This window comes from Ectothiorhodospira sp. PHS-1, from assembly GCF_000225005.1.
Classification (GTDB): domain Bacteria; phylum Pseudomonadota; class Gammaproteobacteria; order Ectothiorhodospirales; family Ectothiorhodospiraceae; genus Ectothiorhodospira.
The window spans coordinates 119,831-142,643 of the sequence record NZ_AGBG01000004.1 but is presented as its reverse complement, the minus strand read 5'-3'; the positions used below and the strand labels follow the sequence as shown (position 1 = coordinate 142,643).

Below are 22,813 nucleotides of genomic sequence, written 5' to 3'. Positions count from 1 at the left end.
CCATTCCCGCCACCCCTCCGTCATTCCCGCGAACGCGGGAATACAGTGACAGGACAGAAACCCTGGACTCCCGCTTGCGCGGGAGTGACGAAAGGATACGGGAGTGACGATGAGATTTTGCTTTCACGGCAAGGGCTTTACTTTCAGTGCTAAAATACCCGTTTGCCCGCCGGCAACCCACTCGGGAGCCTCTGTTCCATGGAAAATATCCTCATCCGCGGTGCCCGCACCCACAACCTGCAGAGCGTGGATCTGACGCTGCCGCGGGATCGGCTGATCGTCATCACCGGGGTATCCGGTTCCGGCAAGTCCTCCCTGGCCTTCGACACCCTCTTTGCCGAAGGACAGCGCCGCTATGTGGAATCCCTGTCCGCCTATGCCCGGCAGTTTCTGTCGGTGATGGAAAAGCCGGATGTGGATCATATCGAGGGACTGTCCCCCGCGATTTCCATCGAACAGAAGACCACATCTCATAACCCGCGCTCCACCGTGGGGACGATCACCGAGATCTATGACTACCTGCGCCTGCTGTTTGCCCGCGCGGGAGTGCCCCGCTGCCCCGATCACGACACCAGTCTCGAAGCCCAGACCGTGAGTCAGATGGTGGATCAGGTCCTGGCGCTTCCCGAAGGCGAGAAGCTCATGCTGCTGGCCCCCGTGATTCAGGAGCGCAAGGGAGAGCATCAGAACGTACTTGAAGGGTTGAGAGCCCAGGGTTATCTGCGGGCCCGTATCGATGGCGAACTGGTGGAACTGGATGATCCCCCCAAGCTGGAACCCCGCCGCAAGCACACCATTGAGGTGGTGGTGGACCGTTTCCGGGTGCGGGATGATGTCCGGGTGCGCCTGGCGGAATCCCTGGAAACCGCCCTGAATCTCTCCGAGGGCATCGCCCTGGTGACCTGGCTGGATGCGCCGGAGCGGGAGCCGATGGTGTTTTCCTCCCGGTTTGCCTGCCCTGTCTGCGGTTATGCCATTCAGGAGCTGGAGCCACGGCTGTTTTCCTTCAACAATCCGGTAGGCGCCTGTCCCACCTGTGACGGTCTGGGTGTGCAGCAGTTCTTCGACCCCGAGCGGGTGGTGGCCCATCCGGAACTGAGTCTGGCCGGTGGGGCGGTGCGAGGCTGGGATCGTCGCAACACCTATTATTTCCAGATGATCCAGAGTCTGGCGCGGCATTATGATTTCGATATCGAGGTGCCCTTCCAGTCCCTGGATGCATCGATTCGCCAGGTGGTGCTCCACGGTAGCGGCCGCACGCGGATCGAGTTCGAGTATCAAAATGAACGGGGGCGGATCGCCCGCTCCACCCAGCCCTTTGAAGGAATCATTCCCAACCTGGAGCGACGCTACCGGGAGACGGATTCCAGTGCCGTGCGCGAGGAGTTGGCCAAGTACCGCTCCATGCATCCCTGTCCGGATTGCCAGGGAACGCGCCTGAATCGGGCGGCCCGTCATGTGTTCATCGGGAGCCACACGTTGCCGGAGCTGACCCGTCTGCCCATCGGAACGGCCCGACACTTTTTCCAGGATCTGTCCCTGCCCGGCAAGCAGGGCAGGATTGCGGAGAAGATCCTCAAGGAAATCGTCGCCAGGCTGGATTTTCTGGTGAACGTGGGGCTGGACTACCTCACCCTGGATCGGTCAGCGGATACCCTTTCCGGCGGCGAGGCCCAGCGTATCCGGTTGGCCTCTCAGATCGGTGCCGGGCTGGTGGGGGTCATGTACATCCTGGACGAGCCTTCCATCGGCCTGCATCAGCGGGATAACGAACGCCTGCTCAATACCCTGACCTATCTGCGGGATCTGGGCAATACGGTGATCGTGGTGGAGCACGATGAAGACGCCATCCGTCGGGCGGATCATGTGGTGGACATCGGTCCGGGGGCCGGTCGTCACGGGGGGCGCATCGTGGCCCAGGGGACCCCGGAGGCGGTCAGCCATACTGCGGAGTCTCTCACCGGCCAGTACCTGTCCGGGCAGCGCCGGATCGATGTGCCTGCCCGCCGGCATCCTGTGGACCCGGCGCGCCAACTGGTCATCCGGGGCGCCAGCGGCAATAATCTGCGCGATGTGGATCTGTCCGTCCCGGTGGGGCTGTTCACCTGTGTCACCGGTGTGTCCGGTTCCGGCAAGTCCACTCTGATCAACGATACCCTGTATCGCCTCATGGCCCTGCGTATCAATCGTGCCGGTGAACAACCGGCCCCTTATGCCTCGCTGGAAGGGGCGGAGTTTTTCGACAAGGTGGTGGACATCGACCAGAGCCCTATTGGTCGCACGCCCCGCTCCAATCCGGCCACCTACACCGGCCTGTTCACGCCCATCCGCGAACTGTTTTCCGGGGTGCCGGAGGCCCGCTCGCGGGGCTATGCCCCGGGGCGCTTTTCATTCAACGTGAAGGGCGGCCGTTGCGAGGCCTGTCAGGGCGACGGCGTCATCAAGGTGGAGATGCATTTTCTGCCGGATGTCTATGTGCCCTGCGATGTCTGCAAGGGCAAGCGCTACAACCGGGAGACCCTGGAGATTCGTTACAAAGGCAAAACCATCCATGAAGTGCTGGAAATGACCGTGGAGGACGCCCTGGCGTTTTTCCAGGCGGTGCCGGCCCTGCGGCGCAAGCTGGAAACACTGATGGATGTGGGGCTGTCCTACATCCAGTTGGGGCAGAATGCCACCACCTTGTCCGGCGGCGAGGCCCAGCGGGTGAAACTCGCGCGGGAACTGTCAAAGCGGGATACCGGTCGTACCCTGTATATCCTCGACGAGCCCACCACCGGGCTGCATTTTCACGATGTGGAACAATTGCTCAAGGTGCTGCACCGCCTGCGCGACCATGGCAACACGGTGGTGGTGATCGAGCATAATCTGGACGTGATCAAGACGGCGGACTGGCTCATCGATCTGGGGCCGGAAGGCGGTTCCGGTGGCGGCGAGATCATCGCCACGGGGACGCCGGAGCAGATCGCCGCCGAGCCTCGCTCACATACGGGACGGTTTCTGGCGCCGATGCTGGTGCCGGTTTCCCCATGATCCGGGAATGGTCTATGCTCTGCCGGGCGGCCGGATAAAATGCGGTCCCACCACCTGAATCAAGATACAATGGACGATTTCTGTTTTCGGGAGCGGTCTCATGGCTAAAGGCATCAACAAGGTCATCCTCATCGGCAATCTGGGCAATGACCCGGATGTGAAATACATGCCCAGTGGGGCCGCCGTGGCCAACGTGAACCTGGCTACCGCGGAACGCTGGAAGGACAAGCAGACCAATGACTGGACCGAGCGCACCGAGTGGCACCGCCTGGTGTTCTTCGGGCGTCTGGCGGAGATCGCCGGTGAATACCTGCGCAAGGGCTCCCAGGTCTATGTGGAAGGGCGCCTGCAGACCCGTGAATGGGAAAAGGACGGCATCAAGCGCTATACCACCGAGATCGTGGTCAATGAAATGCAGATGCTGGGCGGTCGCAGCGGCGGTGGTTCCGGCGATTTCGACAGTGGTCGCGGCAGCAGCCATGACGCCGGTGACGGCGGCAGACCTGCGCCTCGGCAGGCACCGGCCCCGGCGGCGTCTTCCAGTCGTCCGATGCAGGATGATTTCGAGGACGATATTCCGTTCTAGGATTTACCTTCCTTCTCCCTCGGGGGAGAAGGGCCGGGGATGAGGGGCGACCAGACCCCGGCGTGATGCCGGAGCACGCTGCCCCTCACTCCAACCCCTCTCACATCAGGGGGAGAGGGGCTTGTTCTGCAACATGCATATCGCTTTCGCTTTGCCTGACCGGACTTCCAAGACTCACCCCATGCGTACCAAGATCTATATCCAGACCCACGGCTGCCAGATGAACGAGTACGACTCGGGCAAGATGCTGGACGTGCTGCGTGAATCCCACGGGGGCGAGCTGACGGATGATCCCATGGACGCGGATGTGCTCCTGCTCAACACCTGTTCCATCCGGGAAAAGGCCCAGGAAAAGGTCTTTTCCCTGTTGGGGCGTTGGCGGGCTATCAAGGAACAGCGCCCCGGCGTGGTGATCGGTGTCGGCGGGTGCGTGGCCAGCCAGGAAGGGGAATTGTTGCGGGAGCGCGCCCCCTTCGTGGACATGGTCTTTGGTCCCCAAACCCTGCACCGACTGCCCCAGATGCTGGAAAGCGCCCGGGATGGCCGCTATCCGGTGGTGGACGTGTCCTTCCCCGAGATCGAGAAGTTCGATGCCTTGCCCGAACCCCGGGCCGACGGCCCCACGGCGTTTGTGTCCATCATGGAAGGGTGCAGCAAATACTGCACCTACTGTGTCGTCCCCTATACCCGGGGCGAGGAGATCAGCCGGCCCTTCGACGACGTCCTGGCCGAAGTGGCCCAGCTGGCGGCCCAGGGGGTGCGGGAGGTGAACCTGCTGGGGCAGAACGTGAACGCCTACCGGGGCCGCATGCACGATGGCGAGATCGCCGACCTGGCCCTGCTGATCCACTATGTGGCGGCGGTGGACGGGATCGATCGCATTCGCTTCACCACGTCCCATCCGGTGGAGTTTTCCGACAGCCTGATCCGCGCCTTCGCCGAGGTGCCCCAGTTGGCCGGCCATCTGCACCTGCCGGTACAAAGCGGTTCGGACCGGATACTGGCGGCCATGAAGCGTGGGCACACGGCCCTGGAGTACAAGTCCAAGATCCGGCGCATCCGCGAGGCCCGGCCGGACATCTGCCTGTCTTCGGATTTTATCGTCGGCTTCCCCGGTGAAACGGAGGCGGATTTCCAGGCCACCATGACACTGATTCATGATATCGGCTTTGACCAGTCCTTCAGCTTCATCTACAGTCGCCGTCCCGGCACCCCGGCGGCGGTGATGGAGGATGACGTGCCCCTGTCGGTGAAGAAGCAACGCCTGCAGCACCTGCAGGACACCATCAATGCCTCCGCCCAGGCCATCAGTGAAGCCATGGTGGGGCAGGTGGAGTCGGTACTGGTGGAAGGCCCGTCCCGCAAGGATCCGCGCTGGATGGCGGGACGCACCGGCAACAACCGGGTAGTGAACTTCCCGGCGGATCCGGACTGCATCGGACATTTCGTTCCGGTGCGCATTACCGAGGCCCTGAGTCATTCACTGCGGGGCGAACGGGTGCCTGACGAGCAACAACCCGAACCGATGCCGAAGGCCGCCGCGAGCGGCTGATCAGGCTATACTCCGTGGACACACAACCCGCCTTGATGGCCTGAACCTGCCTTGACTGAAACTCCTGCCGATTCTCAAGTGGCGGCCTCCCCGGTGACAGTGGAACTGTCCCTGGAGCCCGCCGACAACCTGCGCCTGGCAAATCTCTGTGGTCAGTTCGATGAGCATCTGCGGCTCATGGAGCAGCGCCTGGGCGTGGAAATCAACAACCGGGGTGCCCGCTTCAACGTGATCGGTGACCCGCAACCGGCCCAGGCCGGCGCCGAGCTGTTGCGGGATCTCTACCGGGCCACCGCGAAGGAGACCCTCAACCCCGCCCGCGTCCACCTGCATCTGCAGGCGTCGGGGATTGACCGCCTGCTGGCCCGACGGGAGGAAAAGGCGGACGAGGATGAAACGCCGCTGCATCTCAAGCGGGGCGTGATCCGCGGTCGCGGGGCCAACCAGCTCCGCTACCTGCGCAACATCCGCACCCATGACCTGAACTTCGGCATCGGGCCGGCGGGCACGGGCAAGACCTACCTGGCCGTGGCCGCCGCCTGCGAGGCCCTGGAAACGGAGCGGGTGCGACGCCTGGTGCTGGTGCGTCCGGCGGTGGAGGCCGGGGAGCGGCTGGGATTTTTGCCCGGGGATCTGGCTCAGAAGATCGACCCCTATCTGCGGCCCATGTACGACGCCCTCTACGAGATGCTGGGTTTTGAAAAGGTGGCCAAGCTGATGGAGCGCAATGTCATCGAGGTGGCGCCTCTGGCCTACATGCGTGGCCGCACCCTGAATGATGCCTTCGTGATACTGGACGAGGCCCAGAACACCACCTCGGAACAGATGAAGATGTTCCTGACACGCATCGGCTTTGGTTCCACCGCGGTGGTGAACGGTGACGTGACCCAGACGGACCTGCCCAATCCCCGGCAGTCGGGGCTGCGCCATGTGATCGAGATCCTGCAGGATGTGAAGGGCATCAGCTTCACCTTCTTCACCTCCCGGGACGTGGTGCGCCATCCCCTGGTGCAGCGCATCGTCGAGGCCTATGACGCGAGCGAATCGTCTCGCAAGGACCGCTGATGTCCCGGGATGTGCAATTGCAATACGCGGTGCCGCGCAAGGGGGTACCCGGACCGGCGAGCTTTCGTCGCTGGGTGGATCTGGCCTGCCAGGGCTGCGAGGGGTCGGTGCTGATCCGCATCACCGATGAGACGGAAAGTGCGCAGCTCAATCATCAGTATCGGGGCAAGTCCGGTCCCACCAATGTGCTGTCATTCCCCTTCGAGGCCCCGGCGGGCGTGCCGATGGCCCACCTGGGAGACCTGGTGATCTGCGCCCCGGTGGTGGCCCGGGAGGCAGCGGAGCAGAGCAAGCCGGTGCAGAGCCATTGGGCGCACATGGTGATCCACGGTGTACTGCACCTGCGCGGCTTCGATCACCTGTCCGAGGCCGAGGCCGAGGTGATGGAGACGATTGAAACACTGCTCATGGCAGAATTGGGCCATGCAGACCCCTATGCGTACTGAATCCTTCCGACCTCTCATTCCATGAATACCGATCGCTCCAGCGAACCTCCCGCCCGTAGTTGGGTGGAACGTCTCACCCTGGCCCTGTCCGGGGCCGAGCCCAGGGACCGCGCCCAACTGGTGGAACTGCTGCGCGGTGCCCATCAGCGCCAGATCATCGATCCCGATGCCCTGGGCATGATCGAGGGGGTGATGCAGGTCTCCGAGATGCAGGTGCGGGATATCATGATCCCCCGCGCGCAGATGGATGTGGTGCGGCGGGATGCCGCCCTGGACGACATCGTCGCCATCCTGGCCGATTCGGCCCATTCCCGCTTTCCGGTGATCGGTGACGACCGGGACGAGGTGGTGGGCATCCTGCTGGCCAAGGACATGCTGCGTTATTTCGTGAAGGACGGTCAGGAGGTCTTCGACATGCAGGACATCCTGCGTCCCGCCGTCTTCGTGCCCGAGAGCAAGCGCCTGAACGTGCTGCTCAAGGAGTTCCGTAACAGCCGTAATCACATGGCCATCGTGGTGGATGAGTACGGCGGAGTGGCGGGGCTGGTGACCATCGAAGATGTGCTGGAGCAGATCGTCGGCGAGATCGACGACGAGCATGATATCGAGGACTTCCTCACTCACATCCTGCGCCACGCCAATGGCCGCTTCACGGTGAAGGCCCTCACGCCCATCGAGGAGTTCAACGCCTATTTCAATACTGATTACAGCGATGACGAGTTCGACACCATCGGCGGATTCGTGATCCATCGCTTCGGCCATGTCCCCAAACGCGGTGAGGAACTGAGCTTCGATCGTTTCCATGTCCGGGTGTTGCGGGCCGATAACCGCCGGGTGCATCTGCTGGAACTCAGTTACCGTGAAACTCCGCCCGCCGAGGCGGAGCCCACCCCGCTCTGATCCCATGACCCACGCGCTTGCGGCTGTGCCCCTGATCCGGACGCTGGAACGGCACCCCCGTTGGGCCCTATGGCTGGCCCTGTTGGCCGGCGCCGCCCTGGTGCCGGCCTTTGCCCCCTTTGAACTGCGTGTGCTGGGTGTGCTGGCGCCGGCCCTGCTGTTCGTGCTCTGGGCCGGGGCGCAACCCCGCCAGGCGGCTTGGCGGGGCTATGCCTTCGGCCTTGGCATGTTCGGGGCCGGCGTCTACTGGGTGTATTACAGCCTGCACCTGTTCGGCGCGGCCATTGCCCCCCTGGCGGCCCTGATCACGGCCGGTTTCGTCATGCTGCTGGCCCTGTTCCCGGCCCTGCTCGGCTATCTGGCCGCCCGCCTGCGGGGGCGGACGACCCCCTTCGTGCATCTGGTGTTGCTGGTGCCGGCCCTGTGGGTCCTGTTCGAGTGGTGGCGTGGCTGGTTTCTCACCGGATTCCCCTGGCTGCTGCTGGGGACGGCCCAACTGGATACGGCCCTGGCCGGCTATATGCCGGTGCTGGGAGTCTTCGGCACCGGCATGGTGGCGGCGATGATGGCCGGCGCCCTGGCCTGGGGTGTCGTGAGCGGGCATCGTCGGCTGGCGGCGGCGCTGGGATTGGTGGGATTGCTGTGGCTGGGGGGGCTGGGACTCAAACAGGTGGAATGGACCCGCCCCGTGGGCGAGCCGTTGCAGGTCAGCCTGTTGCAGGGGAACATGGCCCAGGAGGACAAGCTGCGTCCGGAGGAGCTGGTGACGGCCATGGGCCTGTATGCCTACCTGACCGAAGAGGCCTTCGGCAGCGATCTGATCCTCTGGCCCGAGACGGCGGTGCCCAGTTTCTATCACTACCTGGAAGAGGATTTCCTCCTGCCCCTGGTGGCGGAGGCGCGCGCCCATGGCAGCGAACTGCTGGCCGGCATCTTCACCTACGAACCCGAAACCCGGCGCATGTTCAACAGCATCGCCAAGGTGGATGCCGAGCGCCCTCAGTTCTATCACAAGCGCAAGCGGGTGCCCTTTGGTGAATACCTGCCGCTACGGGGACTGCTGGAGTGGCTGGACGGCTATATCGAGCTGCCCATGGCGGACCTGTCCAGGGGGCACGGAGGCTTCACCCTTGAGGCGGCCGGGATCGTGCTGGGAGCCTCCATCTGCTACGAGGATGCCTTCGGACATCTGATCATCCGTGCCCTGCCGCGGGCGCAGATGCTGGTGAACGTGACCAACGATGCCTGGTTCGGGGATTCCATCGCCCCCCATCAGCACCTGGAAATCGCCCGGGTGCGGTCACTGGAAGCGGGGCGGGAAATGCTCCGGGCCACCAATACGGGGATCTCGGCGGTGATCGATCATCGGGGCCGGATCCGGGATCGTTCGCCCCAGTTCGAGACCCACGTGCTGACCACCCGGGCGCAGCCCCGGGAAGGGCGCACCCCCTATGCCCTGTGGGGGAACTGGCCGGTGGTCACGGGGCTGACGTTGCTGGTGGCGGGGCTGGTGCTGGCCGGGCGACGCGGCCCGGCGTCCCCTTCATCACCGGTGCCTCGCTCCTAGTCCCGAGCCCTTCGATACTCGGTGCCGTGGCACTTCGGGCAGGGCGGGATCCGACCGCTCTCGGTGAAATGCAGTTCGGTGTCACACCGCTTGCAGGCCAGCACCCCTGGCGCCGCCACCTCACCGGTGTGCCAGACTCCCACCGCCCGGGCGCGGGCCTCCAGTTCCGCCAGTTCCACCCGGGTGCGGTCGGCGATGGAGGACAGCAGGTCCAGGATCCGGGCCTCGATGAGCTGCAGGTCCATACGGAACCAGGTGCGAAAATCCCGGCTCGACTCGTTCAAATAGTCGCCGATGTCATGTAGATCCCGGCGGATGTATTCGGCCACTTCGTGGGCCTCCTCGCGGGTGGCCTCGCCCAGTTCCACCGCCTTGTGACGGGCGTCCTCGATGGCATGTTCCAGGGTCGGGCCGGTCTTTTCCTCTGCCACTTCCACGGCATGCCGCACCCGTTCCAGCATTCGGTCATAGGCATGGACCAGTCCGTCCCGGATGGGATGTTCGCTCTGTTTGTCCGACATGATTCCAACCTCCAGCATTGCACATGGGTCATAAAAAGGATCGGTGTTGCAGAACGGGGACGTATTCACGGCGTCCCGCCGACGGGACCAAGGCCTACCCCTGTCTTCCACCATGCTTCCAAGAGTACACCAGGTTTCACGCGTTCCACCCATGCCCCGGCTCAGGTCAATATGCCGGAAGTTGTGACCCCCCGGCAGTCACGCTATCCTTGCCGGTCTTCCCGGAGCCATGGACAACGCAGCGGCGGTCCGCGCCCCTGGCCCGTGCATTCCCAGATTCAGCCGGTGGAACCCCATGCAAGAACACTACGAACCCGAAGTCGTCGAAACCGATGCCCAGGCCTGGTGGGAAGCCAATGACTGCTTCCGTGCCCGGGAGGATGACGGCCGGGAACCCTTCTACTGCCTTTCCATGTTCCCGTACCCCAGTGGGCGGCTCCACATGGGCCATGTGCGCAACTACACCATCGGCGACGTCATCGCCCGCCACCAGCGCATGCAGGGGCGCAACGTGCTCCAGCCCATGGGCTGGGATGCCTTCGGTCTGCCCGCCGAGAATGCCGCCCTCAAGCACGGCGTGCCCCCGGCCAAGTGGACCTACGAGAACATCGACTACATGCGTGGCCAGCTCAAGCGCCTGGGGTTTGCCTACGACTGGTCCCGGGAAATTGCCACCTGCCGGCCCGAGTATTACCGCTGGGAGCAGTGGCTGTTCACCCGCCTGTTTGAAAAGGGACTGGTCTACAAGAAGACCGCCGTGGTCAACTGGGACCCGGTGGACCAGACCGTGCTGGCCAATGAGCAGGTCATTGACGGCCTGGGGTGGCGTTCCGGTGCCCCGGTGGAACGCCGGGAGATCCCCCAGTGGTTCCTGCGTATCACCGACTACGCCGAAGAACTGCTCAATGGCCTGGATACCCTGACCGGCTGGCCGGAGCAGGTACGCACCATGCAGCGCAACTGGATCGGCCGCTCCGAAGGGGTGGAGGTGGTCTTCCAGGTAGACGGTCACGACACCCCCCTGACCGTCTATACCACCCGTCCCGACACCCTGATGGGGGTGAGCTATCTGGCGGTGGCGCCGGAACACCCCCTGGCCGCCCTGGCCGCCGAGGACAACCAGGCCCTGGCCGGTTTCATCGAGGAATGCAGCCACACCAAGGTGTCCGAGGCCGACATGGCCACCATGAAGAAGCGGGGCGTGGCCACCGGTCTCAAGGCCATCCACCCCATCACCGGGGAAAAGGTGCCCGTGTGGGCCGCCAACTTCGTGCTCATGGAATACGGCACCGGCGCCGTGATGGCGGTGCCCGCCCACGACCAGCGGGACTGGGAGTTTGCCCGGGCCTACGGCCTGCCCATCCGGCAGGTGATCCGTCCAGCCGACGGGGCCGCCGCCATCGACCTGGACAAGGAAGCCTTCACCGAGAAGGGCATTCTGCTGGCCTCCGGCCGGTTTGACGACATGGACTTCGACCAGGCCTTCAATGCCATCGCCGATCAGCTGGAAGCCGAGGGCCGGGGGCGGCGCCGGGTCAATTACCGGCTGCGGGACTGGGGTGTCTCCCGGCAGCGTTACTGGGGTTGCCCGATTCCCATCATCAACTGTCCGGACTGCGGTCCGGTTCCCGTCCCCGAAGATCAGCTGCCGGTGGTGCTGCCGGAAGCGGTGGCCTTCGACGGCGTGGGTTCCCCGATCAAGAAAATGCCCGAATTCTACCGCACCCCCTGTCCCCGCTGCGGCGGCGAGGCGGAGCGGGAAACGGACACCTTCGACACCTTCTTCGAGTCCTCCTGGTATTACGCCCGCTACGCCTGCCCGGACAACGACCGTGCCATGATGGACGAGCGGGCCCGTCACTGGCTGCCCGTGAATCAGTATGTGGGCGGCATCGAGCATGCGGTGCTGCACCTGCTCTATGCCCGCTTTTTCCACAAGCTGATGCGGGACGAGGGGCTGGTGCCGGGGGATGAACCCTTCGCCAACCTGCTGACCCAGGGCATGGTGCTCAAGGACGGGGCCAAGATGTCCAAGTCCAAGGGCAACACGGTGGATCCCCAGGAACTGATCCAGCGGTACGGTGCCGATACCGTGCGCCTGTTCATGATGTTCGCCGCGCCGCCGGAAATGTCCCTGGAATGGTCCGATTCCGGGGTGGAGGGGGCTTCCCGTTTCCTCAAGCGACTGTGGAAACAGGCCCACGACCATCTCGGTGCCGGACCCGCACCGGCCCTGGATGCTCCTTCGCTGACCGAGGCTCAGGCGGATCTGCGCCGCAAGCTGCATCAGACCATCGCCAAGGTGAGCGATGACATGGGCCGGCGCCATACCTTCAACACCGCCATCGCCGCCTGCATGGAACTGCTCAATGACCTGAGCCGTTTCGAAGACGCCACGCCCCAGGGACGCGCCCTGATGCAGGAGGCCCTGGAGGCCATCGTGCTGATGCTCTCGCCCATCGTGCCCCACATCACCCATCGCCTGTGGGCCGAGTTGGGACATCCGGATGCCCTGGTGGATCGCCCCTGGCCCCAGGTGGACCCCGCCGCCCTGGAGAGTGACACCCAGGAACTGGTGATCCAGGTGAACGGCAAGCTGCGCGGCCATCTGCGGGTGCCCACCGGTGCCGAACGCGCCGCCATCGAGGCCCAGGCCCTGGCCGACGAGAACGTCAGGCGACACATCGACGGCAAGACCGTGGCCAAGATCATCGTGGTCCCGGGCAAGCTGGTGAACGTGGTTGCCAGGTGATGCACGGTCGAGGCGTCAGGCCGTGGCGGTCGGGACCGGGGCGGACAGCCCTGGTGCTGATGCTGTGCCTGCTGCTGGCTGCCTGCGGCTTTCAGTTGCGGGGGGCGGCGGGCCTGCCGCCGGAGATGGCCCGTACCGCCATCACCGGCCTGGGGGCCTTCGACCCCCTGGTCATCGACCTGCAGCTGGCCCTGCGCGCCGCCGGGGTGGAACCGGTGCCCCTGTCCAAGGCCACGGCCGAGCTGCGCATCCATGATCTGAGGACCGGCCGCCGGGCCCTGTCCGTGGGGCGAGACGCCCAGGTCTCCGAGTATGAGGTCTTCACCCGCCTGACCTATTCGGTGAGAGGGCGGGGGAATGACTTCGAGATCCCCGAGCAGAGTCTGACCCTGACCCGGGACTATCTCTTCGATCCGGAAGGCGTGCTGGGACAGGCCGAGCAGGAACAGAGTCTGCGCGAGTCCATGCGCCGCGACCTGGTCCAGCTGATCCTGCTGCGACTGCAGGCGGCGGGGAACCATTCAGCGTTGCCATGAAACTCAAGCCGGAGCAACTGGAGAGCCACCTGCAAAAGGGGCTGGCGCCGATCTATCTGCTCAGCGGCGAGGAGCCGCTGCAGCTGATGGAGGCCGCCGATGCGATCAGGGCGCGGGCACGGGCCGAGGGGTTCGAGGACCGGGAGGTCTTCACCGTGGACAAGGGGTTTGACTGGGGCCAGGTCCAGACCGCCGCCGAGAGCCTGTCCCTGTTCGCCCAGCGCCGGGTACTGGAACTGCGCATGCCGTCCGGCAAGCCCGGCGTCCAGGGCGGCAAGGTACTGGAGGCCTGTGCCGGACAGCCGTCCGCGGATACGGTGTTGATCATTCAGTGCGGCAAGCTGGAACGACAGGAGCAGAAGTCCCGCTGGTGTCAGGCCCTGGAGCAGGCCGGGGTGATGATCCAGGTCTGGCCCCTGGATCTGGCGGGGACCGAGGCCTGGATCACCCGTCGCATGAGCCGTCGCGGGCTGCAACCCACCGCCGGGGCGGCCCGGTTACTGGCGGAGCGGGTGGAAGGCAACCTGCTGGCGGCCGCCCAGGAGATCGACAAGCTGATGCTGCTGCAGGGGGACGGCCCGGTGGACGAGGCTGCGGTGATGGCCGCGGTGGCCGACAGTGCCCGTTTCAGTGTCTATGACCTGACCGACGCCGCCCTGGCCGGGGAGGCGGGCAGGGCGGTGCGGATCCTGTCCGGCCTGCGGGCCGAGGGCATCGCGCCGGTGCTGGTGAGCTGGGCCCTGGCGCGGGAGATCCGCACCCTCAACCGGCTGGCGGAACAGGCCGCCGCCGGCACCCCGCCCCAGGTGGTGCTCAAGTCGGTCTGGCCGCCCCAGCGCCAGCCGGTGGTGCGCCAGGCCCTGCGACGCCTGTCCCTGCATGCCCTGGGGCAATTGCTGCGAGAGGGCGCGCGGGCGGATCAGGTGGCCAAGGGGCAGAAGCCGGGCAGCCCCTGGGATGAATTGTTAGACTTGACCCTGGGATTGGCAGGACATCCGTCTTCCTTGATCCGCAACCACTCACATTGAAAAAGATGGCAGACACCGTGATCGAGAACATCAACGACTACATGCTGCAGCTGGGCCGGCAGGCCCGTGCCGCTTCCCGGGTCCTGCTGCGCGCCGACACCGCCGCCAAGAATGCCGCCCTGCTGGCCATGGCGGAACTGATCGAGGCCCGGGCCGACACCCTGATGGCGGAAAACCGCAAGGATCTGGAGGCCGGTGAAAGGAATGGCCTGGATGCCGCCATGCTGGATCGTCTGGCCTTCAATCCCGAGCGTCTGGGCACCATGGCCGAGGGGCTGTGCCAGATCGCCGCCCTGCCGGATCCGGTGGGCGCCATCTCCGATCTCAATTACCGCCCCAGCGGCATTCAGGTGGGCCGCATGCGCGTCCCCCTGGGGGTCATCGGCATCATCTTCGAGTCCCGGCCCAACGTGACCGTGGATGCCGCCGGCCTGTGCCTCAAATCCGGCAATGCCGCCATCCTGCGCGGCGGTTCCGAGGTGTTCCATTCCAACCGGGCCCTGGCCGACTGCATCCGCGAGGGTCTGGACCGGGCCGGTCTGCCCGCCGACGCGGTGCAGGTGGTGGGGACCACCGACCGGGCCGCGGTAGGCGCCCTGCTGCGCCTGAAGGATCATGTGGACGTGATCGTGCCCCGGGGCGGCAAGGGACTCATCGCCCGGGTCAGCGAGGAATCCCTGATTCCGGTGATCAAGCACCTGGACGGCATCTGTCATGTCTACATCGACGATCACGCGGACCTGGACAAGGCCGTCAGGGTCACCCTCAATGCCAAGACCCAGCGCTACGGCACCTGTAACACCCTGGAAACCCTGCTGGTGGCCGAATCCATCGCCCCCAGGGCCCTGACCGCCCTCAAGCCCCTGTTCGACGACAAGGGCGTGGAACTGCGGGGCTGTGCCCGTACCCGCGCCTTCCTGCCGGATATCGGCGAGGCCACCGAGGCGGACTGGCAGACGGAATACCTGGCGCCGATCCTGAGCATCCGGGTGGTGCCCGGCCTGGACGAGGCCATCGAGCACATCAATCACTACGGCTCCCGCCACACCGATACCATCGTCACGGAAAACTATACCCGTGCCCGGCGGTTCCTGCGGGAAGTGGATTCCAGCTCGGTGATGGTGAATGCCTCCACCCGTTTTGCCGACGGTTTCGAATACGGCCTGGGGGCCGAGATCGGCATCAGCACCGACAAGCTCCATGCCCGTGGCCCGGTGGGGCTGGACGGTCTCACCACCCTGAAATACGTGGTTCTGGGAGACGGTCATGTGCGCGGGTGAGCGCGGGCTCGGGGAGCCATGATCGGCATCCTGGGCGGCACCTTCGATCCCATCCATTTCGGACACCTGCGTCCGGCGCTGGAGATCCAGGAATGTCTGGATCTGGATGAGCTACGCTTCATCCCCTGCGGCCTGCCGCCGCACCGGCGCCGGCCCCAGGCCGACATGTCGCACCGTCTGGCCATGGTGGAACAGGCGGTGGCCCTTCATTCCGGTTTCAGCGTGGATCGTCGTGAGCTGGAGCGGGACGGACCTTCCTACAGCGTGGATACCCTGGAGAGCCTGCGCCGGGAGCTGGGTCCCCATGTGCCCCTGTGCCTGCTGTTGGGCATGGATGCCTTTGCCGGATTGTCTTCCTGGCATCGCTGGCAGGACCTGTTCGGTCTGGCCCATATCGTGGTGGCCCACCGGCCGGGCAGCGACGCCCCCCGGGCACGGGAAGCCTGGGCGGCATCCCGGCAGGCCGCAAGCCCCGCCGACCTGCGCGCCGCGCCGGCGGGGCGTATCCTGTTCATGCCGGTGACCCAGCTGGACATTTCCGCCACCGCCATCCGTGATCTGGTGGCCCGGGGGCGCAGTCCGAGATTCCTGTTGCCGGAACCGGTGCTGACCTACATTCAACGATACGGGCTTTACCTTTCAACGCTTTCCCAGAGGGATGCATGCAGACAGAACAACTGACCCAGATCGTCCTCCAGGCCCTGGAAGACATGAAAGCCCAGGACGTCAAATGCATTGACGTACGGGGCAAGACCGCCATCACCGACACCATGGTGATCGCGTCCGGCTCTTCCAACCGTCATGTGAAATCCCTGGCCGACAACGTCATCATCAAGGCGAAGGAAGCCGGTATCCAGCCCCTGGGCGCCGAGGGCGAGCGTGAAGGGGAGTGGGTGCTGGTGGATCTGGACGATGTGGTGGTCCACGTGATGCTGCCCCAGGTCCGCGACTTCTACAATCTGGAGAAGCTGTGGCTGACGGATGAATCCCTGTCGGCGGCCCCGGATGAGGAATCGGACGAGGACTCTCCGGCCGCGGCCCTGCGCCGCCTGCGCCGCTAGGCCGGCGTGCGCATCCATCTACTGGCGGTGGGCACCCGCATGCCCGGCTGGGTGACCGAGGCCTATCGTGAGTATGCCGGGCGTCTGCCCGCCGAATGCAGTCTGGAGCTGCGGGAGATCCCTTCGCCCCGACGGGGCCGCAACGCCCCGGTGGAGCGTCTGCGGGAAGAGGAGGGTGAGCGTCTGCTGGCGGCGGTGCCCCGGGACTGCTGGGTGGTGGCCCTGGACGAGAAGGGCCGCGGTCTGGATACCGCCGGCCTGTCCCGGCAGCTGGATCAGTGGATGCAGTCGGGCCGGGACGTGGCCCTGTTGGTGGGGGGCGCCGACGGTCTGTCCGACGCCTGCCGCGCCCGGGCGGACTTCAAGTGGTCCCTGTCGCCGCTGACCTTTCCCCATCCCCTGGTGCGGGTGATCCTGGCGGAACAGATCTACCGCGGCTGGAGTCTGTTGCGCAATCACCCCTATCATCGGGCGTGACCATCGGCACGGCTTCCGTGCCAGGCGTCCACCCCGATGTCTCACCCGGAGATTCGCCCATGCTCGTCCTTGCCTCCGCCTCGCCCCGCCGTCGTGAACTGCTGGATCAGATCGGTGTGGCCTGGCGGGCGCATCCGGTGGACGTGGAAGAGATCCCCCGGGCCGGTGAGTCCCCCGAGGACTTTGCCCTGCGCATGGCGGTTACCAAGGCCCGGGCAGCCCATGACGCCGTTCCCGGGCACCTCCCGGTACTGGGCGCGGACACCGTGGTCAGTATCGATGGTGATATCCTGGGCAAGCCCAGGGACCGGGAAGATGCCCTGGACATGCTCGGCCGTCTTTCCGGCCGGACCCATACGGTCCTTTCCGCCGTGGCCCTGCTGCACCAGGGATGCTGTCATCAGGCCCTGTCCACCACCCGGGTACGCTTTCGCGACCTGAGTCCCGATGACAGGCGCGCCTATTGGGCGTCGGGAGAACCGGCCGACAAGGCGGGCGCCTACGGGATCCAGGGCCTGGGCGCCCTGTTCGTGGCCCATATCGAGGGCAGTTATTCCGGCGTGGTGGGACTGCCCCTGTTCGAGACCGGGGAACTTCTGCGGCGCTGCGGTCTAATATCCGGCATTGATAATCAAACCTGAAGGCACCTCGATGATGGGCACGGAAATCCTAATGAACGTCACCCCCCAGGAGACCCGCGTGGCCCTGGTGGAAAACGGTGTGCTGATGGAACTCAGCATGGAGCGGGCCCGGCGTCGGGGGCTGGTGGGCAACATCTACAAGGGGCGGGTCAGCCGGGTGCTGCCGGGCATGGATGCCGCTTTCGTGGACATCGGCCTGGAGCGGGCCGCCTTTCTGCACGCTTCCGACGTGGCCCCGGTAGAACGGGAAGAGCTGCAGGGCGGCGAGAGGGAACGCACCGAGCCCATCCAGCGCCTGCTGCGGGAAGGGCAGGATATCCTGGTACAGGTGATCAAGGACCCCCTGGGCACCAAGGGGGCACGCCTGACCACCTACATCACCGTGCCCTCCCGGTATCTGGTGCTCATGCCCGGCAATACCACCGTGGGCATTTCCACCCGCATCGAGGCGGACACCGAGCGCACCCGGCTCAAGGGCACGGTGGAAGGCCTGCAGGCGGAACTCGGGTGCAGTCACGGTTTCATCGTGCGCACCGCCGCCGAGGCCGCGCCCCTGGAGGCCCTGCGCAACGACATGATCTTCCTGGTCAAGCTCTGGCAGACCATACAGCAGGCGGTACAGAAGGCACGGGCCGGTTCCGAGGTCTACATGGACCTGCCGCTGACCCTGCGGATCCTGCGGGACATGGTGGGGGTGGAACTGGAAAAGATCCGCATCGATTCCCGGGAGACGGTGCAGCGGGTCAGCGAGTTCGCCGCCCAGTATGTGCCCGAGCTGCTGGACCGGATCGAACATTACCCCGGCGAGCGTCCCATCTTCGATCTCTACAACGTGGAGGACGAGATCCAGAAGGCCCTGGAACGCAAGGTGGAGCTCAAGTCCGGTGGTTATCTGATCTTCGATCAGACCGAGGCGATGACCACCATCGACATCAACACCGGCGCCTTCGTGGGCCATCGCAACCTGGAAGAGACCATCTTCAAGACCAATCTGGAGGCGGCCCAGGCCATTGCCCGGCAGCTGCGCCTGCGCAATCTGGGGGGCATCATCATCGTCGACTTCATCGACATGACCCAGGAGGATCACAAGCGTCAGGTGCTGCGCTCCCTGGAAAAGGCGATGGAAAAGGACTATGCCAAGAGTCAGATCTGTGATGTCTCGCCCCTGGGACTGGTGGAGATGACCCGCAAGCGTACCCGCGAAAGCCTGGAACATCTGCTCTGCGAACCCTGTCCCACCTGCATGGGGCGCGGTTACGTAAAGTCCGCCGAGACCGTCTGCTACGAGATGTTCCGGGAGATCCTGCGCGAGGCCCGTCAGTTCGACGCCCGGGAATTGCTGGTGCTGGCCTCCCAGCCGGTGGTGGACCTTCTGCTGGACGAGGAGTCCGCCAGCGTTGCCCAACTGCAGGAATTCATCGGCATCCCCATCCGTTTCCAGGTGGAAAGTCTCTATACCCAGGAGCAGTTCGACGTCGTGCTCCTGTAACCCCGCGTTTCGCCCCGGACCTTGAGGAGTCCGCCGCTTGCTCAGACCCGCCCTGGCCGTCAGTCTGCGTATTCTGGTCATCAGCCTGCTGGTGGCGGCAACCCTGGTGGCGGGTCTGCGGCTGATCGCGCCGCAACTGGATGGGCTACGCACACCGCTGGAGCGGTTCCTCTCCGAACAGTCCGGCCAGCGGGTCACGGTGGGGGCATTCCACGCCCGATGGCGCATCCTGTCACCCCGGGTCACCGTGTCCGATGTTCAGGTCCATGGTGCCGACGCGGCTGAGCCGATCCTGGTGCTGGCGCATCTGGATCTGGGCCTGGCCCTGTGGCGCAGCCTGCGGCAGGGCCGACCGGTACTGGGGCATGTGGAAGTGCGGGGCGCCGATCTGCACCTGCTGCGGGACGCAGACGGGCGAGTGCAGGTACGAGGCGTGGACCCGTTGCCCCCGCGCCCCGATACCCCGGCATCCGCGCCATCACCGGACGTGCTGGCCCTGCTGGTGGGCCGGGCCTTCACTCTGAGTGAAAGCCGTCTGCGCTGGGAGGATCGGCGACTGGGCATCGATTATCAGTTCGACGACCTGAACCTGGACATCTCGCTGGAGTCCCGTCGCGTACGCATGGCCGGGGAGGTCTTTCTGCCCGATGAGCTGGGCCGCTCGCTTCGGGTGGGCATGGACATGAACCATGCCGGCCACTGGGATGACTGGAGCGGCAAGGCCTTCATCCAGGCCGACGGGCTGGAACTGGCGGGCCTGCCCGAGGACGCCCGGGGCGCCCTGGGGCTGCGCACGGGCAACCTGGATGGCCGGCTGTGGCTGCACTGGCGTCGCGGCAACCTGCAGCGGGCCTACCTGGAGTTGGCGTTGCGCCGGTTGGAGATGGCTTCCTTGGCGCAAGACGATCTGCCCGTGCCGATGCTGGAAGCCCTGGAAGGGCGATGGCTTTGGTATGCCCGTGAAGGGGGCTGGGACCTGCGGGTGGACGGGCTGAGGCTATCGCGCCAGGAGGGAGATCACTGGCCCGATGGCGGCCTGGACCTGAGCCTGGTGGAGGATGCCGGGGGCCTTCAGGTGAATGTCTGGCTGGACTACCTGCGTCTGGAGGACCTGTTGCCCCTGGTTCTGCATCAACCCTGGGTGGACAATCCCTTCCAGTCCCTGCTGGCGTCGCTCTCCCCCAGGGGGACGTTGACGGAAACCCGCCTGGCCCTGACCCTACCCAGTGACGGCAGCCCCCGCTTCGTGACCGACGGACGGTTCCAGGGGGCGGGCATGGCCCCCTGGTCGGTGTTGCCGGGGATCGAGGGGGCGGACGGTGCCTTTGCCTTCACCGAGGAGGGGGGGGAGCTCTGGCTGGACAGCGCCGGTCTGGGGATGGCGCTGCCGACCCTGTTCGACCACGAGTTGCGGGCCGATACCCTGCAGGGGCTGGTACGTTGGTTGCCGGGACCCGATGTACCCAGACTGCATCTGGAAGGACTGGTGCTGGCCAATGCCGATCTGCAGGCCCGGGGGCAGGGGATGATCCACCTGGGGGAAGAACCCGGCATGGACCTGCAGCTGTCCTTTGCCGAGGGTGAGGGTGCCCGGACGGCACATTACCTGCCCCGGGGAATCCTGCCCGAGAAAACGTATCAGTGGCTGAGTCGCGGCATCCTCGATGGCCGTGTGGTCGAGGGCGGCCTGCTGTTCCGGGGGCGGTTCAGTGACTTTCCCTTCCGCGAGGATGAGGGGGTGTTCCAGGTCATCGCCCGGGTGGAGGAGGGGGTGCTGGACTACGAAGACGGCTGGCCACGCCTGGAAGCGATTTCGGCCACCCTGGAATTTCGTAACCAGGGCATGCGGATTCATGACGGAGAGGCAAGGGTCTTCGATGCCCGCATACGCGATGCCCGGGTGCGGATCGAGGATCTTGAAAGCCCCGTGCTCACTATCGAGGGACAGGCGAGGGGACCCGCTCGGGATTATCTGCGTTTCGTCGGCGAAAGCCCCTTGGGGGAAGGGCTGGAGACCCTGCTGGCCGGCGTTTCGGCCCGGGGCGAGGCGGGGCTGGAGATACGCATCGACATCCCCCTGGAGGACCGGGAAGCCCTGGTACGGCCTGACACGGTCCGGGGGCGCCTGACCCTGGACGGCAACCGGCTGTCCCTGGCGGACCCGCCGCTGGTGCTGGACGCGGTGCGGGGCGTGGTGGATTTCACCGAGCGCAGCGCCCGGGCCAGGGATGTGTCCGCCCGGCTCAACGAGGCCCGTATCGAGATGCGGATGGATCGCAGTCCCGCCGGTGCCCTGGAGGTTCGGGCCGTCGGTCCGCAGCCGATCCGGGGGTTGCTGGGGGGCATCGTTTCCGAACCCTGGCTGGACTGGGTGGAAGGCAGCGCCCGCTGGGAGGCGCGTCTGACCGTGCCGCCCGAGGGGGTGTCCCGGGGCGTGCTCAACCTGTCGTCGGACCTGGTGGGGGTCCGTTCCAGCCTGCCCCTGCCGCTGGCCAAGACGCCGGAGGCGCTCCGTCCCCTGGCGGTAAGGATTCCCCTGGGACGGGATGAGGGCGCGCCGCCGTTTCGGGTGACGCTGGGCGAGGATCTGCGCGCCCTGTTCACTCTGGACGAGGCGGGGCAGGTGCGACGGGGCGAGTTGCGCCTGGGCGGTCAGGCCGCCGCCCTGCCCGCGCAGGGTTTGCGGGTCAGGGGCCATCTCTCCGGGTTGTCCCTGGATGACTGGATGACGGTGCTGGATGACATCGGCGATTGGGTTCCCGCCGGCGGCGAGGGTGGGCTGCGGGAACTGGACCTGCATCTGGACCGTCTGCAGGTCGCGGGGCGGCGCATCGATGACCTGAGCCTGCATGCCCGCCGTGAGTCGCGCTACTGGCAGGCGCAGGTGGCGTCTCCCATGGTGCTGGGGACCATTCAGTGGCCCCTTCAGGATGGAGATGCCCTGCTCATGGACCTGGAGTGGCTGGATCTGGACCGGCTGGAGGGGCCGGCCGTGCAGGCCGCCGAGGATCGGGTCCGGCCGGATCCGGGAAATTTGCCGCCCCTGCGCCTGTCCGCCCAGTGGCTGGTGCTGCAGGGACATCGGCTCAAGGACCTACGGCTGGAAACCGAGCCCCGCCCCGACGGTCTTGGCATCCGCGTCCTATCACTCGTCGATGGCGAGGGCCTGACCCGGGGGCGGGCGGAGGGACACTGGCTCAGACGGGACGATGACGCCCACGAGACCCTGCTGCGGGTAGACCTGGAAAGCGAGGATCTGGGACGCAGCCTGGGCCTGCTGGGTTTCCAGCCCGTCTTCCGTGGCGGCAAGGCCGGGCTGCAGGCACGGCTGCAATGGCCTGATACGCCCGCCCACCCGGACTGGTCCACCCTGGAAGGCGAGGGACGGGTGCGGGTGGAGGACGGACGTCTGACCGAGGTGGACCCCGGTGCGGGCCGACTGCTGGGGCTGTTCAGCCTTGACCTGCTGCCCCGGCGATTGGCCCTGGATTTCCGGGACTTTTTCCAACGCGGGTTTGCCTTTGATCATCTGGAAGGGGCATTCCAGCTCGGACAGGGCAATGTGCGTACCCAGGACCTGAGTATCCAGGGACCGGCGGCCCGCATCCGCATTCAAGGTCGGACCGGGGTGGAGGCCAGGGATTATGACCAGACCATTACCGTGACCCCCAGCGTGAAGAGTACGCTGCCCCTGGCCGGTGCCCTGCTCGGTGGTCCGGTGGCGGGCCTGGCGGTCTTCGTTTTCGACCGGGTGCTGGGGGTCGGGGAGCGCATCGACGAGGCAGCCCGGGTGGAGTACCGGGTGACGGGAGACTGGTCGTCACCTCGGGTGGAAGCGGTGGCCCGGGTCCCCGACGGACGGGGCTCCTGAGGGACTGT

The 22,813-nt window shown here is 65.6% G+C and carries 18 protein-coding genes; 17 read left to right on the top strand and 1 reads right to left on the bottom strand.

Annotation, left to right across the window (positions count from 1 at the left end; translation table 11 throughout):
• Window positions 1-198: 198 nt before the first annotated feature.
• The 7 genes from uvrA to lnt all read left to right on the top strand — a co-directional run bounded on the left by uvrA (window position 199) and on the right by lnt (window position 9,149).
• Window positions 199-3,033 carry an excinuclease ABC subunit UvrA gene (gene uvrA, locus ECTPHS_RS03070; RefSeq protein WP_008931214.1) on the top strand — a complete coding sequence of 945 codons (2,835 nt, stop codon included), beginning with the start codon at window positions 199-201 and terminating at the stop codon, window positions 3,031-3,033.
• Window positions 3,034-3,133: 100 nt separating this feature from the next.
• Window positions 3,134-3,619 (top strand): single-stranded DNA-binding protein, encoded by a 486-nt coding sequence (gene ssb, locus ECTPHS_RS03065; protein ID WP_008931213.1) that lies wholly within the window; start codon window positions 3,134-3,136, stop codon window positions 3,617-3,619.
• 181 nt (window positions 3,620-3,800) lie between these two features.
• The gene (miaB, locus tag ECTPHS_RS03060; protein WP_008931212.1) at window positions 3,801-5,171 is read left to right on the top strand and encodes a tRNA (N6-isopentenyl adenosine(37)-C2)-methylthiotransferase MiaB; all 1,371 of its coding nucleotides are present in this window, start codon (window positions 3,801-3,803) and stop codon (window positions 5,169-5,171) included.
• 78 nt (window positions 5,172-5,249) lie between these two features.
• Window positions 5,250-6,236, top strand: a complete 987-nt coding sequence (locus ECTPHS_RS03055) for a PhoH family protein (RefSeq protein ID WP_008931211.1) — start codon at window positions 5,250-5,252, stop codon at window positions 6,234-6,236.
• Window positions 6,236-6,682, top strand: a complete 447-nt coding sequence (ybeY, locus tag ECTPHS_RS03050; RefSeq protein ID WP_008931210.1) for an rRNA maturation RNase YbeY — start codon at window positions 6,236-6,238, stop codon at window positions 6,680-6,682. Before ECTPHS_RS03055 ends, ybeY begins: the two co-directional genes overlap by 1 nt.
• Before the next feature lie 21 nt (window positions 6,683-6,703).
• The gene (locus ECTPHS_RS03045) at window positions 6,704-7,582 is read left to right on the top strand and encodes an HlyC/CorC family transporter (protein WP_008931209.1); all 879 of its coding nucleotides are present in this window, start codon (window positions 6,704-6,706) and stop codon (window positions 7,580-7,582) included.
• Between the two features lie 4 nt (window positions 7,583-7,586).
• Window positions 7,587-9,149 carry an apolipoprotein N-acyltransferase gene (gene lnt, locus ECTPHS_RS03040; RefSeq protein WP_008931208.1) on the top strand — a complete coding sequence of 521 codons (1,563 nt, stop codon included), beginning with the start codon at window positions 7,587-7,589 and terminating at the stop codon, window positions 9,147-9,149.
• Here the strand turns inward: lnt and ECTPHS_RS03035 are convergent.
• Window positions 9,146-9,670: a zinc ribbon-containing protein gene (locus ECTPHS_RS03035; RefSeq protein ID WP_008931207.1), complete on the bottom strand. Its 525-nt coding sequence runs from the start codon at window positions 9,668-9,670 to the stop codon at window positions 9,146-9,148. The two genes, lnt and ECTPHS_RS03035, sit on opposite strands and share 4 nt — an antisense overlap.
• A 295-nt stretch (window positions 9,671-9,965) precedes the next feature.
• Here ECTPHS_RS03035 and leuS point away from each other — a divergent pair, with 295 nt between their 5' ends.
• The 10 genes from leuS to ECTPHS_RS02985 are packed head-to-tail and all read left to right on the top strand — an operon-like array spanning window position 9,966 to window position 22,805.
• A complete protein-coding gene (leuS, locus tag ECTPHS_RS03030) occupies window positions 9,966-12,422 on the top strand; it encodes a leucine--tRNA ligase (protein ID WP_008931206.1) in 2,457 nt (818 codons plus the stop codon).
• 59 nt (window positions 12,423-12,481) lie between these two features.
• Entirely contained in the window at window positions 12,482-12,958 is a 477-nt protein-coding gene (gene lptE, locus ECTPHS_RS03025; protein WP_141565247.1) for an LPS assembly lipoprotein LptE, read from the top strand.
• Window positions 12,955-13,986 (top strand): DNA polymerase III subunit delta, encoded by a 1,032-nt coding sequence (gene holA, locus ECTPHS_RS03020; protein ID WP_008931204.1) that lies wholly within the window; start codon window positions 12,955-12,957, stop codon window positions 13,984-13,986. Before lptE ends, holA begins: the two co-directional genes overlap by 4 nt.
• 5 nt (window positions 13,987-13,991) lie before the next feature.
• A complete protein-coding gene (locus ECTPHS_RS03015; RefSeq protein ID WP_008931203.1) occupies window positions 13,992-15,266 on the top strand; it encodes a glutamate-5-semialdehyde dehydrogenase in 1,275 nt (424 codons plus the stop codon).
• An 18-nt stretch (window positions 15,267-15,284) separates the two neighbouring features.
• Window positions 15,285-15,947 (top strand): nicotinate-nucleotide adenylyltransferase, encoded by a 663-nt coding sequence (nadD, locus tag ECTPHS_RS03010; protein ID WP_008931202.1) that lies wholly within the window; start codon window positions 15,285-15,287, stop codon window positions 15,945-15,947.
• Window positions 15,929-16,327, top strand: a complete 399-nt coding sequence (gene rsfS / locus ECTPHS_RS03005; protein ID WP_008931201.1) for a ribosome silencing factor — start codon at window positions 15,929-15,931, stop codon at window positions 16,325-16,327. The genes nadD and rsfS overlap by 19 nt, the downstream gene beginning before the upstream one ends.
• 6 nt (window positions 16,328-16,333) lie before the next feature.
• Complete coding sequence (gene rlmH, locus ECTPHS_RS03000) at window positions 16,334-16,804, top strand: 23S rRNA (pseudouridine(1915)-N(3))-methyltransferase RlmH (RefSeq protein WP_008931200.1); 471 nt, start codon at window positions 16,334-16,336, stop codon at window positions 16,802-16,804.
• 59 nt (window positions 16,805-16,863) lie between these two features.
• Window positions 16,864-17,445 (top strand): nucleoside triphosphate pyrophosphatase, encoded by a 582-nt coding sequence (locus ECTPHS_RS02995; RefSeq protein ID WP_008931199.1) that lies wholly within the window; start codon window positions 16,864-16,866, stop codon window positions 17,443-17,445.
• A 10-nt stretch (window positions 17,446-17,455) separates the two neighbouring features.
• Window positions 17,456-18,934: a ribonuclease G gene (gene rng / locus ECTPHS_RS02990; RefSeq protein WP_040404905.1), complete on the top strand. Its 1,479-nt coding sequence runs from the start codon at window positions 17,456-17,458 to the stop codon at window positions 18,932-18,934.
• 37 nt (window positions 18,935-18,971) lie between these two features.
• The gene (locus ECTPHS_RS02985; protein WP_008931197.1) at window positions 18,972-22,805 is read left to right on the top strand and encodes a YhdP family protein; all 3,834 of its coding nucleotides are present in this window, start codon (window positions 18,972-18,974) and stop codon (window positions 22,803-22,805) included.
• Window positions 22,806-22,813: the final 8 nt, after the last annotated feature.

Excerpts from the sequence above, each read along its gene's own strand:
- leuS (WP_008931206.1), top strand. The coding sequence starts at position 9,966 with ATGCAAGAACACTACGAACCCGAAGTCGTCGAAACCGATGCCCAGGCC.
- ECTPHS_RS03015 (WP_008931203.1), top strand. The coding sequence starts at position 13,992 with ATGGCAGACACCGTGATCGAGAACATCAACGACTACATGCTGCAGCTG.
- rsfS (WP_008931201.1), top strand. The coding sequence starts at position 15,929 with ATGCAGACAGAACAACTGACCCAGATCGTCCTCCAGGCCCTGGAAGAC.
- lptE (WP_141565247.1), top strand. The coding sequence starts at position 12,482 with ATGCTGTGCCTGCTGCTGGCTGCCTGCGGCTTTCAGTTGCGGGGGGCG.
- ECTPHS_RS02995 (WP_008931199.1), top strand. The coding sequence starts at position 16,864 with ATGCTCGTCCTTGCCTCCGCCTCGCCCCGCCGTCGTGAACTGCTGGAT.
- holA (WP_008931204.1), top strand. The coding sequence starts at position 12,955 with ATGAAACTCAAGCCGGAGCAACTGGAGAGCCACCTGCAAAAGGGGCTG.
- nadD (WP_008931202.1), top strand. The coding sequence starts at position 15,285 with ATGATCGGCATCCTGGGCGGCACCTTCGATCCCATCCATTTCGGACAC.
- miaB (WP_008931212.1), top strand. The coding sequence starts at position 3,801 with ATGCGTACCAAGATCTATATCCAGACCCACGGCTGCCAGATGAACGAG.
- rng (WP_040404905.1), top strand. The coding sequence starts at position 17,456 with ATGATGGGCACGGAAATCCTAATGAACGTCACCCCCCAGGAGACCCGC.
- uvrA (WP_008931214.1), top strand. The coding sequence starts at position 199 with ATGGAAAATATCCTCATCCGCGGTGCCCGCACCCACAACCTGCAGAGC.
- ssb (WP_008931213.1), top strand. The coding sequence starts at position 3,134 with ATGGCTAAAGGCATCAACAAGGTCATCCTCATCGGCAATCTGGGCAAT.
- ybeY (WP_008931210.1), top strand. The coding sequence starts at position 6,236 with ATGTCCCGGGATGTGCAATTGCAATACGCGGTGCCGCGCAAGGGGGTA.
- lnt (WP_008931208.1), top strand. The coding sequence starts at position 7,587 with ATGACCCACGCGCTTGCGGCTGTGCCCCTGATCCGGACGCTGGAACGG.
- ECTPHS_RS03035 (WP_008931207.1), bottom strand. The coding sequence starts at position 9,670 with ATGTCGGACAAACAGAGCGAACATCCCATCCGGGACGGACTGGTCCAT.
- ECTPHS_RS03045 (WP_008931209.1), top strand. The coding sequence starts at position 6,704 with ATGAATACCGATCGCTCCAGCGAACCTCCCGCCCGTAGTTGGGTGGAA.